General features: G+C 68.5%; 18 protein-coding genes. 8 read left to right on the forward strand and 10 right to left on the reverse strand.

The window, feature by feature from the left end; translation table 11 throughout:
* Positions 1 to 202: 202 nt before the first annotated feature.
* Positions 203 to 895 (forward strand): hypothetical protein, encoded by a 693-nt coding sequence (locus tag ACFWPS_RS16715; RefSeq protein WP_383705598.1) that lies wholly within the window; start codon positions 203 to 205, stop codon positions 893 to 895.
* Here ACFWPS_RS16715 and ACFWPS_RS16720 read toward each other — a convergent pair.
* From ACFWPS_RS16720 to ACFWPS_RS16760, 9 genes are all read right to left on the reverse strand, one after another.
* Complete coding sequence (locus tag ACFWPS_RS16720) at positions 885 to 1,484, reverse strand: hypothetical protein (protein WP_383705600.1); 600 nt, start codon at positions 1,482 to 1,484, stop codon at positions 885 to 887. The two genes, ACFWPS_RS16715 and ACFWPS_RS16720, sit on opposite strands and share 11 nt — an antisense overlap.
* Entirely contained in the window at positions 1,484 to 2,095 is a 612-nt protein-coding gene (locus ACFWPS_RS16725; protein ID WP_383705603.1) for a hypothetical protein, read from the reverse strand. Before ACFWPS_RS16725 ends, ACFWPS_RS16720 begins: the two co-directional genes overlap by 1 nt.
* A complete protein-coding gene (locus tag ACFWPS_RS16730; RefSeq protein WP_383705605.1) occupies positions 2,092 to 2,904 on the reverse strand; it encodes a hypothetical protein in 813 nt (270 codons plus the stop codon). The genes ACFWPS_RS16725 and ACFWPS_RS16730 overlap by 4 nt, the downstream gene beginning before the upstream one ends.
* A 46-nt stretch (positions 2,905 to 2,950) precedes the next feature.
* Entirely contained in the window at positions 2,951 to 4,357 is a 1,407-nt protein-coding gene (locus tag ACFWPS_RS16735; RefSeq protein ID WP_383705608.1) for a hypothetical protein, read from the reverse strand.
* Positions 4,354 to 4,656, reverse strand: coding sequence for a WXG100 family type VII secretion target (locus ACFWPS_RS16740; RefSeq protein ID WP_383705611.1), 303 nt, complete (start codon positions 4,654 to 4,656; stop codon positions 4,354 to 4,356). Before ACFWPS_RS16740 ends, ACFWPS_RS16735 begins: the two co-directional genes overlap by 4 nt.
* Positions 4,657 to 4,932: 276 nt before the next feature.
* Complete coding sequence (locus tag ACFWPS_RS16745) at positions 4,933 to 5,796, reverse strand: hypothetical protein (RefSeq protein ID WP_383705613.1); 864 nt, start codon at positions 5,794 to 5,796, stop codon at positions 4,933 to 4,935.
* 41 nt (positions 5,797 to 5,837) lie between these two features.
* On the reverse strand, positions 5,838 to 6,581 hold the full coding sequence (locus tag ACFWPS_RS16750) for a hypothetical protein (RefSeq protein ID WP_383705616.1): 744 nt from the start codon (positions 6,579 to 6,581) through the stop codon (positions 5,838 to 5,840).
* Positions 6,581 to 7,840: a putative T7SS-secreted protein gene (locus ACFWPS_RS16755; RefSeq protein ID WP_383705618.1), complete on the reverse strand. Its 1,260-nt coding sequence runs from the start codon at positions 7,838 to 7,840 to the stop codon at positions 6,581 to 6,583. The genes ACFWPS_RS16750 and ACFWPS_RS16755 overlap by 1 nt, the downstream gene beginning before the upstream one ends.
* 68 nt (positions 7,841 to 7,908) lie before the next feature.
* Complete coding sequence (locus ACFWPS_RS16760) at positions 7,909 to 8,133, reverse strand: hypothetical protein (protein ID WP_383705621.1); 225 nt, start codon at positions 8,131 to 8,133, stop codon at positions 7,909 to 7,911.
* Positions 8,134 to 8,630: 497 nt separating this feature from the next.
* Here ACFWPS_RS16760 and ACFWPS_RS16765 point away from each other — a divergent pair, with 497 nt between their 5' ends.
* The 4 genes from ACFWPS_RS16765 to ACFWPS_RS16780 all read left to right on the forward strand — a co-directional run bounded on the left by ACFWPS_RS16765 (position 8,631) and on the right by ACFWPS_RS16780 (position 12,228).
* Positions 8,631 to 9,281: a hypothetical protein gene (locus ACFWPS_RS16765; protein WP_383705623.1), complete on the forward strand. Its 651-nt coding sequence runs from the start codon at positions 8,631 to 8,633 to the stop codon at positions 9,279 to 9,281.
* 173 nt (positions 9,282 to 9,454) lie between these two features.
* On the forward strand, positions 9,455 to 10,312 hold the full coding sequence (locus tag ACFWPS_RS16770; protein ID WP_383705625.1) for a hypothetical protein: 858 nt from the start codon (positions 9,455 to 9,457) through the stop codon (positions 10,310 to 10,312).
* Between the two features lie 361 nt (positions 10,313 to 10,673).
* Positions 10,674 to 11,549, forward strand: coding sequence for a hypothetical protein (locus ACFWPS_RS16775; RefSeq protein WP_383705627.1), 876 nt, complete (start codon positions 10,674 to 10,676; stop codon positions 11,547 to 11,549).
* A 211-nt stretch (positions 11,550 to 11,760) separates the two neighbouring features.
* The gene (locus ACFWPS_RS16780; RefSeq protein WP_383705629.1) at positions 11,761 to 12,228 is read left to right on the forward strand and encodes a hypothetical protein; all 468 of its coding nucleotides are present in this window, start codon (positions 11,761 to 11,763) and stop codon (positions 12,226 to 12,228) included.
* A 234-nt stretch (positions 12,229 to 12,462) separates the two neighbouring features.
* On the opposite strand, the gene ACFWPS_RS16785 is transcribed toward ACFWPS_RS16780, so the two are convergent.
* On the reverse strand, positions 12,463 to 12,732 hold the full coding sequence (locus ACFWPS_RS16785) for a GntR family transcriptional regulator (protein WP_383705632.1): 270 nt from the start codon (positions 12,730 to 12,732) through the stop codon (positions 12,463 to 12,465).
* A 182-nt stretch (positions 12,733 to 12,914) separates the two neighbouring features.
* Here ACFWPS_RS16785 and ACFWPS_RS16790 point away from each other — a divergent pair, with 182 nt between their 5' ends.
* The 3 genes from ACFWPS_RS16790 (at position 12,915) to ACFWPS_RS16800 (ending at position 15,977) form a co-directional block, all read left to right on the forward strand.
* Entirely contained in the window at positions 12,915 to 13,262 is a 348-nt protein-coding gene (locus ACFWPS_RS16790) for a hypothetical protein (RefSeq protein ID WP_383705636.1), read from the forward strand.
* Entirely contained in the window at positions 13,262 to 13,639 is a 378-nt protein-coding gene (locus ACFWPS_RS16795; RefSeq protein WP_383705639.1) for a hypothetical protein, read from the forward strand. The genes ACFWPS_RS16790 and ACFWPS_RS16795 overlap by 1 nt, the downstream gene beginning before the upstream one ends.
* Positions 13,640 to 13,985: 346 nt before the next feature.
* A complete protein-coding gene (locus ACFWPS_RS16800) occupies positions 13,986 to 15,977 on the forward strand; it encodes a protein kinase (protein ID WP_383705641.1) in 1,992 nt (663 codons plus the stop codon).
* Positions 15,978 to 15,985 lie beyond the last annotated feature (8 nt).

A 15,985-nucleotide genomic window follows, 5' to 3' on the forward strand; every position in this document is an offset into this window, starting at 1 on the left:
ACCCTCACCGCGCACCCATGAGGCCTGCACGAAGTGCACACGCCGGCCCGGCTGGTACCGACGGCGGTCCGAGTACGATCACCCGGCCGGGCGAGGCGTTCGCCGCAGCGAAAGAGTGCGACGACCACGACGACCGCGACGCCCACGACGCCCACGACGCCCACGACAACCGGACAGCAACGAACCGTGAGGATGCCAGACCGTGACCGTGCCGCAGCGGCATTCCTGGCAACCCCCGGCGGGCGAGGAGCTCGTGGCGCGTGCCCCGGCGTCCTTCGCGACCGGCGCGGCACACCGTGTCCAGGACCGGCGCTGGTTCCGCGACACCGAACGACGTGACATACAGAACGAGTTGGCGGGCTGGCCGACAGGCCCGGCATACCGGCTCAGGTCCGGGATCGGCCCTGTGGTGCGGGGCGTCCTGACAGCCGCGTTCCTCCTCGGTGTACTGGCCCTGGCCGTGGTCTTCGACGGCAACGTGCCCTCCGGCAGCGGCCCCAGCGGCTCCGGCTCGCTGGGCAGGAGCGAGGACCCGGAGAACGAGGAGACGGACTTCCCGGTGCTGTGGGCGGCCCCCGGCACGATCGCCCGTACCCTCCCCTGGGAACTCGACCCGGCCCGCCGCCCCGACACGGACCTCACCCACCTCGTCCTGACCGACCGCCGCCTGCTGGTCCTCGGCGGACTGCAGGACCCCAGGGAACCCTGGGAGGAAGTCCTCTGGGAGACGGACCTGGACACGGTCGCCACGGTCGAACGCCGACCGTTCAGCGTCGGCGAACGGGACTTCGGGATCACCTTCACCGACGGCTCCTGGTGCCGCCTGACGTCCCTGGAGGGCGAGCCCCTCGTCGGTCACCTGACGGCGACCTCACCACTCCGCCCTAGGCCGTGACCCGGACGGTCCGCGCCAGATCGTCGGTCAACTCGCACAAGGCGTCCGTGTGGGCCAGCGCCTGCCAGGACGTCAGCAGCACCAGCCCCCACGTCTCGTCGGCCCGGATGCCGTACGCGCACGTCTCCATCACCGTCCCCAGCCCGTCCCGGCCCACGTCCTGGACGTACGCGTGCCGGACGCGCACGGCCGGGCCCGCGGGAAGGGTACGGAGCTCGGCCTCGGGCGGGCGGTAGGAGACGGGGGTGGGGGCGGCGAGGTAGCGCTGGAGCAGCTCGACGCTCATGTTCGGGTACGTCTCGTCGGCGACCAGCGCGGACAGCTCGATCCGGGCGAGTTCACCGAGGCGCGGCTCGGGGACGTACGACAGCGCGGTGATCGGACCGCGCTCACGGGAGTCGGCGGCGGCCTCGCGGAGCTCGGCGGCGAGGGCGTCGAGCAGCTTGGGGTCGTGGTCGTCCGGGCCGACGCGGTGCGCGGCCGCCCCCGCGGCCCACGCATGCAGGCCGACCCCCGACACGCGCACCGGCAGGGATATGGCGTCCTCGGGCACCTTCATACGCACCGTGGACGCGGCGAACTCGGGCATCAGGCCATCCATTGCAGAGTGCGGGCGACGGCATCGAAGAGGCCGACCAAGGGTTCCGCCAGTGGCTCCATCGGCGTGGAGAAGGAGAGCAGCAGTCGCTGGTCGCTGTTCGGGACAGCGAGGTAGACGTCCAGGTGCGTGACAGCGAGCTTGTTGCCGTCGGGGTCGTCGGGAGCCGGGCGGCGCAGATAGCGGTGGCGTACGGCGGGGCCGGCGGGGAGGTCGACGAGGGTGACGTCCTCGGCGGTCGCGCGCAGAGCGAGCGAGCGGGCGATGTCCCCCAGGTCGCCGGCCTCGGTGCCGTGAGCCGGCCGGAGCACGGTGACGACCACGCCGGCGGAGACGGGGACCTGGCCGAGGACCTGGTTCATGACGTACATCTCGACACCGCCGTTGGCATGCGCCGCCCGGGCCTGCTCCCGCATCCGCTCGGCGAGCGCCGCCTCCAGCTGCGGACCGGCCTTCGTACGTCGTAGACCGCGCTTGACCAGCTTGTCGATACGGTGCGCCCACCTCTCGGGATCGAGCACGATCCGCTCCCAGCCCTCGGGAACGGCGAGCCGGTAGTCGGAGGGGGGTGCGATGGCCGTACCGGCCGTCTCGCCGCTCATACCGCCGTCCCGATCGCCTGGTCGTACCGCTTGCGCCGTCCCATGACCACGGCCGTCACCGGTGCCAGAACGAGCACCACGGCGGCGCCCAGGCAGACGTAACCCTCAAGGAGGCCGCCTATCTCGGACTTGGTGCCGAGGGAGGGCTTGTAGTGACCGGCCGGGTCGATGACGGCCGTGGTCGTCTGCCCGACTCGGTCGGCGCAGTTCTCCTTGTTGTCGATCACCTCGTGGACGGACCCGTCCCGCAGCCGGACCCTGCAGTACGTCTCACGGGTCCCGTGCGTCCATTGATGGGTCGGCGTGGCGATGGTGACCGTCTGCTCCACCCCGCGCAGCTGCAGATACCAGGCATTGGCGAAGTACGAGCCGACCAGGACCAGTACGAGATAGGCGGCCGCGGTGGCATACCGGGCGACGGGGGCACCTCTGGAATCACGGGTCTTGAAGGCCACCCAGAACACCGGCAGCCCGAGCAGCAGGCCGACGAACGCCGCCGCCTTGCCGATGAACAGGCTGGAGAGCAGACAGACGACGACCGATACGACGGCCACCAGGAGCAGCCGGGCCCAGGGCCATACCGGCGTTCCGCCGCCGTACCCGGTCCACCCGGCCCGCGCCGGCCGAGGATTGGTGGTGGCCTCGGAGAACTCGGCGAGGATGGTGCGTACCCGCCGCGTGCCGTCCGGGCCGGCCGCGATGCGGCGCAGCTCCGGCAGCCCCAGGCCCACTTCTTCCAGCGACCGCTGCCATTTCTCCGGCAGTTCCGCGAACAGCTCGTCGACGGACCGCTCGTCCTCACTCGCCACGTGATCCTTGCTCTTTCCGCTCTGGGGTTCCTGACAGCCGACCGGGTCAGCCGCTGGTGCTCCAGTGCCAGTTGTAGAACGGTGTTCCGCCGGCCCCGATGCCCGGAATCTCCTTCACTCCCTGGAGGACGTTCGGCCCGGTGGCCCACGGCTCGTTGGGGTGCGTGTGTGCCAGGTTCGACCAGCCTGCGAGGAGCGGCAGCACCTGGCTGCCGTAGTACAAGGCCTTGGCCTGACCCGCCATGCTCTTGAACGAGGAGTCCGCGATCTCCGACAGCTCGGGCGCGGATTCCGCGAAGGCCTTGGCCGCCCGGTGCACTGCGGGGGCATCGCGGATGTCGGTCGCGTACGCCTTGAGGTTCAGCGACTCCTTGACCACCGAGCGCATCCGCGGCAGGAGTTTCGCAGGCCCTTCGGACAGCGCCTTGCCGATCTCTCCCGGCTTGACCCCGTTGAGCGTCTCGGCGAGTTCGCGGGCCGCCGTCGGATTCAGCCCGATCTCCCGGGCCAGCTGAAGGTCCTTGACCGCGGAGGCACCCCGGGCGGCCATGGCCGCCTCCTTGGCCGTCGTCCCCAGGACCCGCCCGGCGCCGAAGGACAGCACGCCGATGGCGTCTATGGCGACGTCCAGCCAGGTGCCCTTGCCGTCCAACGCCGAAACGGTGTCGCAGACCAGAGCGACGACCGAGGCGATGAGCGCCAGCGCCGCGAGCACCTCACCGAGAACCGGCACCCAGCTGAGCGCGAGGGCGAGCACGCCCAGAACAGCTGCGGCCACTCCGGCCCAGTGGCCGACGTCGGCGACCCAGTCCTTCCAGTTGTCCCACCAGTGGTGCTTGGGATCCTTCAGACCGTCGTGGTCGATGGCGTCCCGTATCGCCTTGGCGGCGTACCCGGCCTGCGTGTCCCGGTAGTCGAGCGCGGCCCGAAGCTCCCGCTTCGCGGCGTCGAGATCCCCGTCCGAGGCCTCTTTCTGCCGCTTGAGCTTCTGCTTGTCCGGATGGTTGTCGTCACCGGACGGATGCTGATCGATCTGCTTCTGGTAGTTACTGCTGTCGGCATCGGCCGCCGCGGCCTTCTTCAGCGCGGCGCGCACCCGGTTCTGGGCGTGGTTGAGAGCGGTGGCCCAGTTCTCCCGCACCTGATCGGCGATGGGCTCGTACGGCACGGCGGAACCGAGCGCCGCCCCCGCCGCCGCATACCGCTCATGCGACTGGCTCAGCAGCTTGACGGTGTCGCCGGTCTTCTTGGCGAACTCCCTCCCCGCATCGGAGTCCCACCCGCTCCCGTCGACAAGGTTGTTCAGCTTCCCGGCCTGCTCCTCGATCAGCCTGGCGGTGTCGGAGATCCGCTTCCCGAGCCGGGCGACCTCGTACGGATCCCCCGGCGTGAACTCCTTGTCGTCATACCGGGCCGTCTGCCAGTCGACGCCGGAGAAATCGTGATCGCTCACTTGTCCCCCGGCTGAGCCTTGACCAGCGCGTCGGCAAGATGCTGATCGACCCCGTCGTAGGCCTTCGCCGCCTCGCCCGCCGTCTTCCCGAGAAACTCCAGCCCGTCACAGAGCTCTTTGCGCTTCTTCTTCCAGTCGTCGGCGAAGTCACCGAGGGCATCGGCCACATCCCCGGACCCGATCTCGGAGCCGTACGAGTCGACGAGATCCTTCGCATGTTCAAAGTTGGACTTCAACTTCGCGACAGATCTGCTGATCTCCCGCAGCTCACTCGTGGACACCCTGACGTGATCCGCCACTACTACCCCCGTGAACAGCTACCTACCCGGCCGCCCCGCGAGACGCAGAGGGCCAGGGTCACTGTGTGTCCAGGGGTTTGGGGCTACAACCAACGGACCGCAAAGGGTGCTCAAAGGAGAGGGTCGCCGCCGGACGGACCGCACCGCCCCCACCCGGCATCCACGCGACCTTCACAACCGACGCGGTCGGAGACCACACCACGCACTCGCGCGCGCCGTTTGCCGAGACGTTCGCCGTGGCGAAACCACGCACCCCGGGGGTTGAGACCTCCGGGGTCAGTCGAGCGGTACCTCCTCCACCACCTTCCCGGCGAAGCGCCATGACCCTCGGTTGCCGGACGCCTCCGCACGAAGGCCCAGTTCCCACGCGATCCGGGCCGCGCGCTGCCGGGACACGTCGGGGTACTGCTCAGGCGGCACCTTGATGTAGCCCCGGCGGTCGGCGGGATACGTACGCAGGGCCTCGCGGAGCCGCTCCTCCTGCTCCTCCGGTGTGGCGCCCGAGCCACGGGTCCCGACGAGGCTCCGCTCCGCGCCGTGCGCCTCGCCGCCACGGCTCCTCCGCCGGGCCGCATCGGACCCCTGCCAAGCCGTCCACCCCACGGCGCCGAGGGCGGCGAGGGCGAAGGCCAGTGATCCCAGTTCGTCACCTGTCGCATCCGCCTGCCCCGGGGTCTTCGGCCGGAGCTCGCCGCGGGGATCCTCGATGACCGTCACCTTCTGGCCGACGTCGTACAGATCGGTCAGCGTTCTCATGGCGGGCCCCGGCACCTTCGTGCCGTCCTGCCGCTCCAGCGTGTAGTTGTAGTCACGCGCCTTGCGGCCCTCCGCCGCATCGCGCCACTTCTTCACCACAGTGGCCGTGACCCGCTCGCCGCGCTGCTGCAGCGTGAGATCGTCACGCGCCATGTCCGCCACGTACACGGACAAGACCGAAGTGGCCACGACGAACAACATCGTGTACGTACTCGACGTCCTCGCCCCCAGTTTCCTGACGAGCACGACGAGGACCACGGCGTGGACGATCCACAGAGGCACGAGCAGCACGGGGCCGAAGTCGCCCGCCAGGACGAACAGGCCCGCGATGGCCGCGAGCACGTAGGCCCCGATGACGACCGCGAGCACGACGGAATGCCGCACACGCCTCCCGCGAGCTTCGTCGATCCCGCTGTCGCCACCGTTCATGTCTGCCTCTCCGTTCCTTCGGCCCCCGGATCCCGATCGCCTGGCCGGCGCTCGCCCTGCGGCTCGTCCGCCGAAAGCGACCTCATGATGCCGCTGAACATGTCGAGGTACGCCGCCCAGTGGACTGGGTGGGTGTCCTGCGTGGTGAAGACGAAGAGAGCGGACCCCGGCCTGGTCTGCAACGGCACACAGAACTGCACCTGGCGAACCGTCGCGGGAACGGGGTCACCCAGTCCGAAGACGGCCCCGGGAATGAGGATCGCCTGGTCGTGTATGCAGAGGGCGGTCATGCCGTACGGCAGCATCACGAGCCCGACCTCGGCATCCGGATAGAGGTCGCGCCACTGCACGGCCGTCCGCTTCGCCGAGCTCTGCCGGTCCTGGTGCTGCGGACCCGCCGCCGGCCTCTCGACGAGGACGCACAGGGTCGCCTGGGACAACTCCCCGTCGGGCATGCGTACCAGGCAGCTCGACACGTGCTCGGCGTCCGCTGCAATCATGGTCTGGAGGATGTATTCACCCGACACGATCAGACTGAGCTTCTGCTCCGCCGTCGCGGTGACGCCGAACATGACATCGGTGGCCTCGGCCATCCGCAGCATGCGCGACTCGGGATCCTCGTCGAGCTGGAACGGAGTGAAGCCCGGCGGAAGTTGGAACCACAGGTCGGGCCCGGCCTCGTCATCCGGCAGGCCACCGGTCACCACGCCGGCCGTCGCCACCTCTTCGTAACCGCTCATCAGTCCGTCAGCTCCCAGGCGCCCAGCCCGATGGCACTTCCGACGGCCACGAGTCCGCCGAACTTGCCACCGCCGGTTCCCATGGTGGCGTTGCCCACGCCGGTGCCCCAGGTGGCTGCGTCGTACCGCCCGGGTGTCGTCTGGTAGGCGTTGACGGCGGTCGGCGCGGTCCAGGCGAGAGTGGCGGCGGCCTGCACCCCCTCCGTGACGGTCAGGGCGGTACCGCGGGAGACGCCGAGCTTCGTGGCCACGGCCATGACCGGCCTGTCAATCACGGCAGCGACGGGATCGGCGGCCTTCATGATGTTCTTGGCGGTGACGCCGGCCGTCTTGAGACCCACACGGGTGCCGGCGACCAGACCCTCCGCGCCTCGTCCCGCCTTGAGACCGGCCGTGATGCCCGACTTGGCAGCGCCGACACCCGGCACCATGCCCAGCGCGTCACCGCCCAACGTGAGCCAGTTGCCGATGTTTCCGCCCGTCGGCGGCCAGAGTCCATCCACACCGTAGGACGCCGCGTGCGCGAAGAAGGCGAGAGCGCTCAACCCGATGGCCAGCGGAGCCAGCGCCGGGCAGAAGATCGCGATCACGCCGACCACAGAGGCTGCCACCGTGATCCAGTCGGCATGGGCCTTGATCCAGTCCCCGAGGTCGGAGAGCAGCTTTCCGACCTCCCCCGGCAGATCGGCGAGAGCCTTGCCCAGCCCTTCGAGCGCATTACCCAGCTTGTCCCAGATACCGGGCTCGTTCGGGGCGATGTCCATGGCGGACTTCAGTCGGCCCGCGATCTCCTTGCCGTATGCGTGGTAGTCGCCGGACGTCCGGTGCCCCTGACGGCGCAGCTCCTCCAGTTCCGCTTCCTTGGCACTCACGGCGCTCTTGGCGTTCCGGACCTGCGCCTTGTGGTCCTTTTCGTCCTTGGCGTCGGCCGACCCGCCACCCGCGTTGTCGAGACGGCTCACCTTGTCCTTGGCACTGCCCAACTGCCCGGCGGCCTCCGCTGCCCGGGCCTCCAGTCTCACAGCGTCCTTCTGCTTGCGTTCCATGTACGCCGCCCAGTCCTCCAGGGCACCTGCGGCCTTGGCGAACGAATCACGGGCGTCGTCCATACGTGGCCGGAAGTCGTCATCGAACTTCTCCCGGAACGCCTCGGCAGCCTTCCCCTTCCAATCCCCGACACCGGTGCCGTGCAGCACCTGGCAGATCTCGTCGAGCGCCTTCGCCGTCCTGCGGACCGTCCCCGCGACGTCGTCCGCCACTGCGTGGTCACCCGGGCAGGGCACGAACCCCAACGCCGGAAAGTCTTCAAGCCTCGCCTCAGCCATGCCTACTTCGCGCCCCGCCCCTTGCTCGTCTCGGCGAGTTCGTGGTCCAGCTTCTCGAAGGACTCCTTCACATTGAGCAGCATCTTGGATGCCTTCTCCGAGAACTTGGTCAACTGCTTGATTCCGTACGACCACTCGTCCCCGAAGTGGTCCATCCGCTGGGCCAGCTCGGGCACCCCCATGGACTCCCCGCTCACCTGTGCCATCTCACGACCGGGCCTCTTCATGAGCCCCGCTATGTGATCGAGGTTGTGCCGCACACGGTTCAGCACCGCGTAATCAGCCGACAAGTCACTCATTCCGCCCCCGTTACTGCGTGCTCGGACCATCCGCACGAGCAAAAGATCCTACGACCGGGAAAGAAGGGCAGGACAGGGACACAGGGCAAGGGAGGCGTAAAAACCGCACGTGACAAGCAGACAGACGGCAAAAATACGGCAGAACGCGAAGGCAATCGGGGCAAAAACGGGAGGAGTTCGCACTTCCCTCCCGGTGGTTCCGTTCCAGACACACGCAAGCCCGACCCGCCCCACCCCGTTCGCCGCCTTGGGCTCCGCCTTCACCACCCCGCACACGAGGACACAGTCCGGACACAGAGGTGGGTGGTTGGTACACCTTGAGCCGTGTTTTCCCTCATGTCTCACAGGTTCGCGCTGGCGAAACCGTGAACCCCGCCGATAGCGTCTGTGTCCTTGACGAACTTCATTCTCACGGGGAGTCCACAGTGAAGCGCCGCACATTGCCCGCCGCTGCCGCGCTCGCCGCCTCCGCAGCCCTGCTTCTGACGGCTTGCGGCGGCGGAGGCGGGGGTTCACAAGGCAACGACAAGATTGCCGGGGCCGACAACGGCGGTACGAAGGCGTCGGCTTCGCCGACTGCGAGCGCAGCGGCCGACAGGCCGAAGGTGACGCTGCCGAGCGACCTGACCGACACCTTCGAAAGCTGGAAGACCGGCGACACGACCAAGGACGCGGTCCTCGGCGACGTGGCCCGGCGGGTCGACGCGACCAACTACGCCATCGCGCAAGGCGATCCCGAACTGTCGGCACTCAGCTTCTACTACAGCGGCGGCGCACTGGCGGACGCGAAGGACTGGGTCGAGTCCATCGCGAAAGACGGTTACTCGATCACCGGCGTGAACCGCTACTACAACGCCAAGATCGACGTGTTCGACTCGGCGTCGGCGGGAGTCGTGTACTGCGAGGACCAGAGCAAGGCCTTCGCAAAGGTCCGCAAGTCAGGCAAGGTCATCAAGACGGCAGTGAACGACGACTCATATGTCCTCTACACGACTCGTCTCGAAAAGAACAAGCAAGGCGTATGGCAGACGACAAAGCTCACTTCACAGAGGGGTAGTAAGTCGTGCACGCCGTGACATCCAGCAGCCGATTCGCCGTGGCGTGGTTGCTCTCAGGAGTTCTTGTTCTCACCGTCTCGGGAACGGCGTCCGCGACCTGGCCGCCGAGCGAAGGCTCTCAGGGCAGCACCAAGCAGAGCGGCAGCTCCAACGCCGGCACACTCGTTTCCAGGGTGACCTATTCCGGTTCGGTGCGCTCGAGTGGCAGCGGTACCGCCGTGCAGCCCGTCACCAACTGGACCCCGCCCGCGTGCTGGTACGAACCCCGCTCGGCGGCGGAGTTCAAGGACTACGTCGAGACGATGTACACGGACACGATCAACACTCCGGGCCAGGCCAACTATGCCAAGGCCGCGGTCGGTCAGTTCCGTGACATCTACAAGGACGGCAAGTACAAGAACTACAACGAGGACAAGGCCGACGAGGGGAACTGGTGGGTCGCGGTCCAGAACCCCGACCGCATGGACGACCCGGCCAGCTGGGAATGCAGCGACCTCCCCTTCTGGGTGGCGAACAACGACGACCCCGGGGTCCCGCAGGCCGTCACCCCGAAGATGCTCGCCGAGGCCGCTTACGGTGCGATTCAGCTGCCCGGCACCGAGGTGACTCTCGCGCCGACAAATGTCACCAAGGTCAACCTGGCCACGTGGGCCTGGCTGAACAAGGCCGAGTTCAAGGAGGTCTCGGTCACCGCGTCGCTCAATGTCGGCGGCCTCAACATCCAGGCGACGACCACGGCCAAGCCCGTCTCCCTGAAACTCGAGCCGGGTACCAGCGATGCAGAGACCTATCCGGCTTCCGGCGTGTGCACCCTGAACGCCGACAAGTCGATCGGTGAGCCGTACGCCAAGGGCAAGGCCGGTCAGACTCCGCCCTGCGGCATCAAATACCTGCGCTCGTCCGGCAATGGCAGCTACCAGCTGAAGGCGACCATCACCTGGCAGATCAACTGGTCGGGAACGGGGAACGCGGGCGGCGGGTTGCCGACCGGCACCTTCGGAACCACACAAGACGTCAAGGTGCAGGAAGCCCAGGCTGTGAACCGCTGAACGGAATCATCACCTGAAATGAGCAGGAAGAGCCTGGCCAGACTCATAAACAGCCGCCTCGGTGCCCCGCCGAGTCCGCCGCCCGTGCAGGATCGGCAATATCCAGGCCAGGCTCTTCACACGGCTGATGCTTCTCCTCCGCCCTCTTCTCGGTACTCCAGGACGCCGCGGAGCGGCTGCCAGCCCCGAAGCCGGGGCACGCCAGGGGCCGAGCCAAGGCTCGCGAGAGCAGGGAGGATAAGGGGGGCCTCCGTGCCCACGGCCTCGACGAGGTCGCCGACGGCCAACGGGGAATCCGCTGCCGCACACTGAGAGGACCCGAGCTGTGGACTGGTATCCGCCTCAGGGTGAGAGCCTGCTCATGCGGACGAACGTCACCTTCGCCACCGGACTGGCACCCCCAGTGGCCGGCCTACGTTCGTTCCGCAACACCGAATGGCACGACATCGAAGCGGAGCTTGCAGGCTGGCCTCCCGGCCCCGGTTTCAATCCGCGGGGCAAAGCGGACCGGGCGGGCGTTCGTGCCCTGGACGTCGCGTTGCTGGGTATCCCCCGCCTGATCAACATCATCGGGAACATCGCCGCACCCAGCGGCCAACTCGTCGGTGAGCCGGGCAGTCCGGGAAAGTCTCAGGATCCTGAGAACGAGGTGGACGACTTTCCTGTGATGTGGGCAGCCGAGGGGACCACGGCCCGTACTGTCCCCTGGCAGCTCGACCCGGCCCGTCAGCCGAAGAGGTACCGCACGGAACTCGTACTGACCGATCTACGGCTGCTCATCCTGGGAGTGGACGCAGCGGCCGGGCTGGCGCCTGCCGACGAACTGTGGCAGGCGCCCAGGGGTTCCGTAGCCGCGATCGCGCGCCTGGCGTATCCCCAGAACGGGTCCGATGTCAGAGTGCGGTTCACCGACGGGTCGTGGACTCGTTGGAAGGTTGGCGACGCCACCAAACTGGCAGCCCGTTTCCGCGGAGAACGGAAATCGGTGACGGAGGACGCCCTCACCCCTCAGCAACAGCAGCGCGTCGCGGAGTTGCTGACGGATCCTCCGCTGTCAGTCGCCCGCTCGGTCGGCAGAGTCCTGCCGGTCACGGAACCACCGACGCTGGAGATGCTCCCCGACGGCATCGTGGCTGTCGAATTGCGTGTTCCCCTGTCCAACGGTACCGATCAGACCCTCACCCGGTATCTCTCCCCGTCCGGTGCGGACGTACTGCCGAAGGACCCCGCGAAGTGACCGAAGCGGTCCAGCTAAATGCCACACGGGACGCACAGATCATCCCGCCGATGACGTTCGTAGCCCCGATGGCATCCACGCTCTCCCTGTAGACACTTCCGTCGGACAGCGGCCCGCAGCGGCCATGGAGTTCGTGCGCGGTCTCTTTCCCGGCAGGGACGACACGCTCTGGCAGTCGGCGGCGCCCTTCTAGCAACTGGTCACGGAGGCGATGGCGAGCGCAGGACTCGCGTTCTCAGGCTTCGGCCTCTTCGCTCTGGATACCGGCGGTGTGGCCCACTGTTCTTTCACTGTCGCCGCATACGCCTCCGACCACACAGACCCGGAGACCGCCGCTCAGGGCATCCTGGCAATACTTTCCTCCGACCCCATGAACGACGCCCGCTGGCTCAATCTGCCGTGCGGTCCGGCAGTCTCACGCATCACACTGCGTGAACTCACGCTCAGCGCGGACACAACGGCGAGCGGTGAACAGGCCAGGCTACTCACCGGGCAGATTCAGATCCACGTTCCCTTCCCTACAGGGCCGTTCACGGCGGTATTCACCGTCGACACCGCGGCGATGGAGTACTGGGGCGAGTTCTGCGACATGACGACGGCCATCCTCCAGAACGTCTCGTTCCCCGTTTCAGCCGACGAACTGGACGCCGACGGGCCATTCAGCGAGGCATCCGTCTGACCGAAGCGCGTTGAACTTCTCCATCAGCGCTTGGCCCACCTCCCCGGATCCACACCAAAGCTTCCGAACCCGCGTGACCTGTATCGATGCCAGTGAGGGCGAGACCGAGCCGGCTCGTTCGAGTCGACCTGGGGAACTGTCCCCAGAGAGAAGCGGGGCGGGGCGGGTCGCGGGCTGCTGCTGCCGAGTAGCCAACAGGACTGCAGGGACCGCGCAACGCAATGCCCAGCCCATTCAGGCGTTCGACCCGTCCCCATTCCGTGCGTCACCGTCTGACTCCGGCATCCCGATGACGTACGTCCCCTTCGCGGGCAACGTCGCGACCAGCCCTCGTTTTCGGAGTTCCACGATGGCGCGGCGCACGGTACCGATACTCACGCGGTACAGATCCGTCATGGCGCGCTCGCCGGGCAGCGCAGCCCCCTGCGGCAGCTTCCCGGAAGCGATGTCCGCCGCGATGGCGTCGGCGAGTTTCACGTACTCATAGCGCGGAAGCTCGGTCATAGCTCAACCGTGCCGCAGCCCTACGCACTTCGCAGGAGCAGAACGCGTCCCACCGCAGTAGGACGCGGAGTACATCTGAGGGGTGCGGGGGGACGCAGTTACCGGTATGGTCGAAATGACAGGACCCCGGCGAGGTGGCTAGACCTCCCGGGGCATGGCCAACGCTTACCAGGAGCGCCGACATGCACGACCTTATCCCCCGCGCCCTCGAATGGCTGCGTCTCCTCTTCGCCCTCGGTACCGGGAAACGGCGTCGTCACCCTCACCGTCTGCCCTTCCCTCACCTGCACGTCACCCTCGTACGCTGCCCCCTCGCCGCCGAGCCCCCGCGCCTCCCCGGCCACCGGTCGCCGTACGGCCTTGCCACCTTCCTCGACGGCACCGACTCCGCCCTCGTCCGTCCCTACCTCACAGCCCACGAACGCGAAGCCGCCCTCCAGCAGCGCCGCCGCCTCGCCCTCGTACTCGCTGCCGACTTCGGGATCGACCTCGACCAGCACGTGATCGGCACGCCGGAGGTGGCTGCCTGATGGAACAGGCAAGCAGCAACGTGCACGCCCCAGCCTCCGCCCGCCTCCTCCCCTGGCCCACCCCCGAGGGCAAGCCCTGCTACCTGGTCACCGACAACAACGGCAGCTACCTCTCCCGCCTCGCCGACGACATGGAGGCCGCCCAACTCGCCACCGGCACCGACGTCCTTACCCACGCCCGCCAGGTGCTGGACGACCCGATGTCGCCGTACACCGAAGTCCGCTACGCCGGCATCCGCCTCGCCGAGTGCCTTACCGACGCTCTGCGCGTCGCCGAGTCCCGGGGCATGCGCATGGTCACAGCGGGCTACGAGGAGGACGGCGAAGGCGCCCACGGGCGGGCAACACGGAACGCGGAGAACCGACTACGGGCGTAAGCGTGACGCCTCCAAGGAGCGCACAGGTCACGACCACCCACACCGCCGAACCGGCTCCCACCGTCCGCCGCTGACCGACGCACTCCAACTCCCCCACCCTGCCCACCGCCGCTCCCGCCTCACCCTGCGCGTCCACAAGGTCGACGCGCAGGGTGAACCGACCACCTGACTACCTGGCCGCGAAAGTGGCGGGAGCCCAGGCGGAGTCATACCGCCGGTGGCTGCGCCGGGCACCGCGGGATCACCCCCTGACCACGAGGGCAGGAACGGGGGCAACTCGTCTTTAATGAAGGGTTGTTGCGCTACTCTCGCGGTCTCATGCGGCACGCGAGACACCTGGATTCCCATGCCTGACCACTACCGCAGCAGGTCCGACGTGATGGCCTACGCGGCGGCCGGTATGGAACCTCCCTCTCCGGTCCCGTTGCGGAAGAACGATCCCCCGCGGGTCGGCCCGTACGTCCTGACCTCGGTGCTGGGCAGCGGCGGGATGGGCCGGGTCTATCTGGGCCGGAACGCCGGTGGAGGTGCGGGACAGGCCGCCGTCAAGGTGGTGCGGCCCGAGTACGCGGAGGATCCGCTCTTCCGTAAGCGCTTCGAACGTGAGGTCAGCGCACTGGGCCGGGTCCAAGGAGCGCACACCGCACGGCTGTTGGGCAGCGGCACCGACGGGGAGCTGCTGTGGGTGGCGACCGAGTACATACCGGGGCCCACTCTCGCCGAGGCCGTCGACGCGCGCGGGCCGATGGACGTGGAGGCCGCCTGGCGGCTGGTGGCGGATCTGGCGCGGGCGGTCGAGGCGGTGTGGCGGCAGGGCATCGTCCACCGTGACCTCAAGCCGTCCAATGTGATCCTGGCGGCCGACGGAGCCAGGGTCATCGACTTCGGGGTCGTTCAGGCCTCCGACGGCACCTCGATCACCGCCACCGGCCAGAACGTGGGCACGCCCGCCTTCATGTCCCCGGAACAGGTCCGGGGACAGGAGGTGACGGCCGCGTCCGATGTCTTCTCGCTGGCGTCCACCCTGGCGTACGCCGTCTCGGGGACACCGCCGTTCGGTGAGGGCACGGGGGTCGACGTCCTGCACCGGGTCGCCTTCGACCCGCCTCGGGAGGAGGTCCTCGACAAGGTGACGGCCGCGGATCCGCAACTGGGCGCGTTCGTGCGCGCCTGTCTGGCCAAGGATCCCGAGTCCCGGCCCGCACCGGACGAGGTGTTCCGGATTGCCATCGGGCACCAGCTCTCGGCACCGGTCCCCGCACCGCCCCGACCGGCTCGGGCGGCACGGAGGGCGAGACCGGCGGCCGACGCGTTCGCCGCCGCGCCGTCGTCGTCGCCGCCCCTTGCGCTCGCCGGCCCGGCCACCTCGCCCGACACGCCCACGATCCGTCGCAAGCGCTCGAAGACGCTGGTGGGAGCGGTGGCGGCGGCAGCCGTCCTGGTCGCCGGTGGTGTCACCTTGGCGCTGCTGTCGGCGCGCGACAACCCCGCGTCGGCCGGTTCCGTGCCGCCGTCCGCCCACCCCGAGACCGACGGTCCGGCCTCGACCCCCGGCACCCCGTCCGCGTCGGACTCCGGGTCGGGCTCCCCTTCCGCGACAACCTCGACGAGCGGGGAGCCGACCGCCACCGGCGCGACGAAGACGTCTCCGCAGAACATCTCGGTCTCGGACCTGCGGTCCGCACCCTGCGCCGACGAGATCACCGCCGGAGCCTCGGCCGCATGCGTCACGCTCCTGCAGAACCTGCTCAACGCCCACGGCCTGTACGTCCCGATCAACGGGAACTTCGACGCCGCGACCCTCGCTGCCGTCAAGGCCTTCCAGACCGAGACGGGAACCGACGTCGACGGCAAGGCCGGCCCGGAGACCAAGAGGCTCCTTTACAGCCCGCGCGGTCCGGTGCGGTCAGGCGCGGTCACCGTGACCGAGACCGTCAACGGCACCCCGACCCCCAGATGCCTCGGTGCCGGTGCGGACAGCGCGGACGTCCGGGTCTGGGAGTGCGCGGACGTCGCCAAGCAGAAGTGGGCGCTGTACGCCGTTCCCGGGCGGAACGGGCAGTACATCGTCGTCAACCGGGGCAGCCGCCTCTGCCTGGACGCCGACACCGCCGGCTCCGGCCAGAACGGCCACGGAGTCCACGGCAGGGTCTGCAACGGGCTGCCCGCGCAACGGTGGAGGCTCGGCGATTCGGGCTCGAACGAGGGCCAGGCCCTGGTCAGTCCTCCGGACGGCTTCTGTCTGGACGCGGACGCCGCCACGTCCGGCCAGGACGGCCAGCGGATCCAGGCATGGAGCTGCGCCGGCAACAGCAACCAGGCGTGGACCTGGTCCTGACGCCGGCA

It is taken from the genome of Streptomyces sp. NPDC058457 (assembly GCF_042720695.1).
Lineage (GTDB): Bacteria > Actinomycetota > Actinomycetes > Streptomycetales > Streptomycetaceae > Streptomyces.

Coding starts and splice junctions, on each gene's coding strand:
- ACFWPS_RS16800 (WP_383705641.1), top strand. CDS start 13,986: ATGCCTGACCACTACCGCAGCAGGTCCGACGTGATGGCCTACGCGGCG.
- ACFWPS_RS16720 (WP_383705600.1), bottom strand. CDS start 1,484: ATGCCCGAGTTCGCCGCGTCCACGGTGCGTATGAAGGTGCCCGAGGAC.
- ACFWPS_RS16760 (WP_383705621.1), bottom strand. CDS start 8,133: ATGAAGAGGCCCGGTCGTGAGATGGCACAGGTGAGCGGGGAGTCCATG.
- ACFWPS_RS16785 (WP_383705632.1), bottom strand. CDS start 12,732: ATGACCGAGCTTCCGCGCTATGAGTACGTGAAACTCGCCGACGCCATC.
- ACFWPS_RS16750 (WP_383705616.1), bottom strand. CDS start 6,581: ATGAGCGGTTACGAAGAGGTGGCGACGGCCGGCGTGGTGACCGGTGGC.
- ACFWPS_RS16775 (WP_383705627.1), top strand. CDS start 10,674: ATGCGGACGAACGTCACCTTCGCCACCGGACTGGCACCCCCAGTGGCC.
- ACFWPS_RS16725 (WP_383705603.1), bottom strand. CDS start 2,095: ATGAGCGGCGAGACGGCCGGTACGGCCATCGCACCCCCCTCCGACTAC.
- ACFWPS_RS16780 (WP_383705629.1), top strand. CDS start 11,761: ATGGCGAGCGCAGGACTCGCGTTCTCAGGCTTCGGCCTCTTCGCTCTG.
- ACFWPS_RS16790 (WP_383705636.1), top strand. CDS start 12,915: ATGCACGACCTTATCCCCCGCGCCCTCGAATGGCTGCGTCTCCTCTTC.
- ACFWPS_RS16795 (WP_383705639.1), top strand. CDS start 13,262: ATGGAACAGGCAAGCAGCAACGTGCACGCCCCAGCCTCCGCCCGCCTC.